Origin of the sequence: Parasynechococcus sp. (genome assembly GCF_042954245.1) — a bacterium.
In the GTDB taxonomy this organism is placed as follows: domain Bacteria; phylum Cyanobacteriota; class Cyanobacteriia; order PCC-6307; family Cyanobiaceae; genus Parasynechococcus.
In genome coordinates this window covers 1-2,115 of record NZ_JBGKDP010000184.1, presented here as the reverse complement: position 1 = coordinate 2,115, position 2,115 = coordinate 1, and the positions used below count along the sequence as shown (strand labels likewise).

Genomic DNA, 2,115 nt, shown 5'->3' with positions numbered 1-2,115 from the left:
TGGAGCAGCTGCTCCAGCAGCTGCCGCTCACGGCCCGGGTGCGTCTGGATGCCACCGGCGGCTGGGACCGCAGCATGGCTAAGGCCTGGATGCAGCGGTTGCAAGATGACCCGCGTCTGGATTGGTTGGAGCAGCCGCTAGCGGTGGAGGATCAAGCCGGGATGGAGCAGTTGGCGGCGCTGGGGCCAGTAGCCCTCGATGAATCCCTTGACCAGCACCCGGAGCTGCGCCGCAGCTGGAGCGGCTGGCAGGTGCGGCGGCCTGCACTGGAGGGCGATCCCCGTCTGCTGTTGCGAGAGCTGCAGGTTGGGGTGTCCCAACGGATGCTGAGCACGGCGTTTGAAACCGGCATCGGTCGGCGTTGGTTGGAGCATCTGGCCGGGCTTCAGGCCCAGGGGCCCACGCCGGCGGCACCGGGCCTGGCCCCCGGGTGGACACCATCGGGGGTGTTGTTCTCCACAGATCCAGAGCAGGTCTGGGCCGCGGCGGCATGAGCGAGCTGGAACGGCTGGAGCAGGGGCTGGCGGCGGGGCAGTGGGTGCCCCTGTCGCCCCAGGCGGAAGCGGTCCCCATCGCTCAATTGCCGCCGGGGCCGGGGGTGCTGGTGCGCAGTGGTGGCAGCAGTGGCGGCAGCCGTTGCTGTGCCCAGCCGTCACTGCATCTGGACCGTTCGGCCGCAGCCACCGCCCATTGGTTGACGGGCATCGGTCTTGACCCCGCTTCCACCCTGCTGCTCAATCCCCTGCCCCTGGCCCATGTGAGTGGGCTAATGCCTTGGTGGCGGGCCCGCTGCTGGGGCGCGGGGCATCAGCCACTGGCGCCGGGGTTGATGAAAACCCCCACCGAATTGCTCGCGTTCTGTCAGGGCCTGCCCGCTTGGGGTACGAATGCTCCATTGCTGTCGTTGGTGCCCACGCAGCTGGCGCGTCTGCTGGCCCATCCAGATGGCGTGGCCTTTCTGAGGCAGCTGCAGTTGATCTGGATCGGTGGCGCTGCTCTCCCGGCTCCGGTGGTGGATCAGGCTCGTGCGTTGCAGCTGCCGCTGGCGCCCTGTTACGGGTCGACGGAGACAGCGGCGATGGTGGCGGCCCTCCCGCCGGACCGCTTCCTAGGCGGTGAGCCGGGGTGTGGGAACCCGCTGGTGGATGTGGAGCTGCGGCTGGCCGCTGATGGGGTGCTTAAGGTGCGCACTGATCGGTTGGCTCTGGGTTGTTGGCGGGCGGATCAGCCGGATCGGTGGGAACCGCTCAGGGATGCCGATGGCTGGTGGCGCTCCGGGGATCAGGCCGCGTTGACCCCAGGCCTCCATATTGCGGGCCGAATCGATGGCGCCATTCACTCCGGTGGGGAAACGGTGTTCCCCGAGCAGCTGGAAGAGCGCTTGATGGCGGCGCAGCAGGCGTCATCGCTCCCGGTGAGTGCCGTGCTGCTTCTTGGTGTGGCCGATCCGGAGTGGGGGCAGCGGCTGGTGGCCCTGGTAAGCAGCTCTGATGCTGCGGTGTTGCAGCGCCTTGAGCTGCTCACGCGGCCCTGGCCAGCGGCGGAAACGCCGCGGCGTTGGCTGTTGTGTCCCGACCTGGCCCCCTCGGCGCTGGGGAAATGGCAGCGCCAGCGATGGCGGGAGTGGTTAGAGCGGTTGGATGCGGTCGAGGCCTGATGCTTCCAGCCAACGGTCCACGCCATCGGGCAGGGCACATCGGCGCCGGGTTTGGGCGTCGATGGCCACATGACGCAGGTAGCCACTGGCGACCAGCTGGTCCTCCAGCAGCACCTGGCTGTTCACCGCAAAACTGCTGGGATCGAGTCGTTCCGGCTCCAGTCGGATCAGCAGCTTGTCGCCCACCTGCACCGGGGCGCGGAAATCGGCATGGCAGTGCACGATCGGCAAGGCGACGCTCGGTTGCTCTTCGCGGCCGCCAGGGAAGACTGAAACCGCCGGTAGGCCGAACTGCTCCAGGCTTTCCTCCCAGGCCTGGTGGCACCAGCCCAGCAGCAGCTGAAAGTGCATCACGCCGGCAGCATCCGTGTCGCTGAAGCGCATGGTTCGGCTGAGCTCCAGCCAGGGGGTAGAGGACATGGCGATGTGTTGTTCGAGCCGGTGCCGACTGTCACCCT

Annotated in this window: 3 protein-coding genes; 2 read left to right on the top strand and 1 reads right to left on the bottom strand. The window is 68.0% G+C overall.

The window, feature by feature from the left end; genetic code table 11:
• Both ACGVJ8_RS08185 and ACGVJ8_RS08180 read left to right on the top strand, forming a co-directional pair.
• Window positions 1-494 (top strand): enolase C-terminal domain-like protein (locus tag ACGVJ8_RS08185; RefSeq protein WP_392347101.1); only part of this gene is annotated, 494 nt, incomplete at its 5' end.
• On the top strand, window positions 491-1,657 hold the full coding sequence (locus tag ACGVJ8_RS08180; protein WP_392347099.1) for an AMP-binding protein: 1,167 nt from the start codon (window positions 491-493) through the stop codon (window positions 1,655-1,657). The genes ACGVJ8_RS08185 and ACGVJ8_RS08180, both read left to right, overlap by 4 nt.
• On the opposite strand, the gene ACGVJ8_RS08175 is transcribed toward ACGVJ8_RS08180, so the two are convergent.
• Complete coding sequence (locus ACGVJ8_RS08175; protein WP_392347103.1) at window positions 1,628-2,077, bottom strand: acyl-CoA thioesterase; 450 nt, start codon at window positions 2,075-2,077, stop codon at window positions 1,628-1,630. The genes ACGVJ8_RS08180 and ACGVJ8_RS08175 overlap by 30 nt on opposite strands.
• Window positions 2,078-2,115: the final 38 nt, after the last annotated feature.

Bases quoted from the DNA above. Each gene is read 5' to 3' on its own strand.
- ACGVJ8_RS08175 (WP_392347103.1), bottom strand. From the start codon at position 2,077: ATGTCCTCTACCCCCTGGCTGGAGCTCAGCCGAACCATGCGCTTCAGC.
- ACGVJ8_RS08180 (WP_392347099.1), top strand. From the start codon at position 491: ATGAGCGAGCTGGAACGGCTGGAGCAGGGGCTGGCGGCGGGGCAGTGG.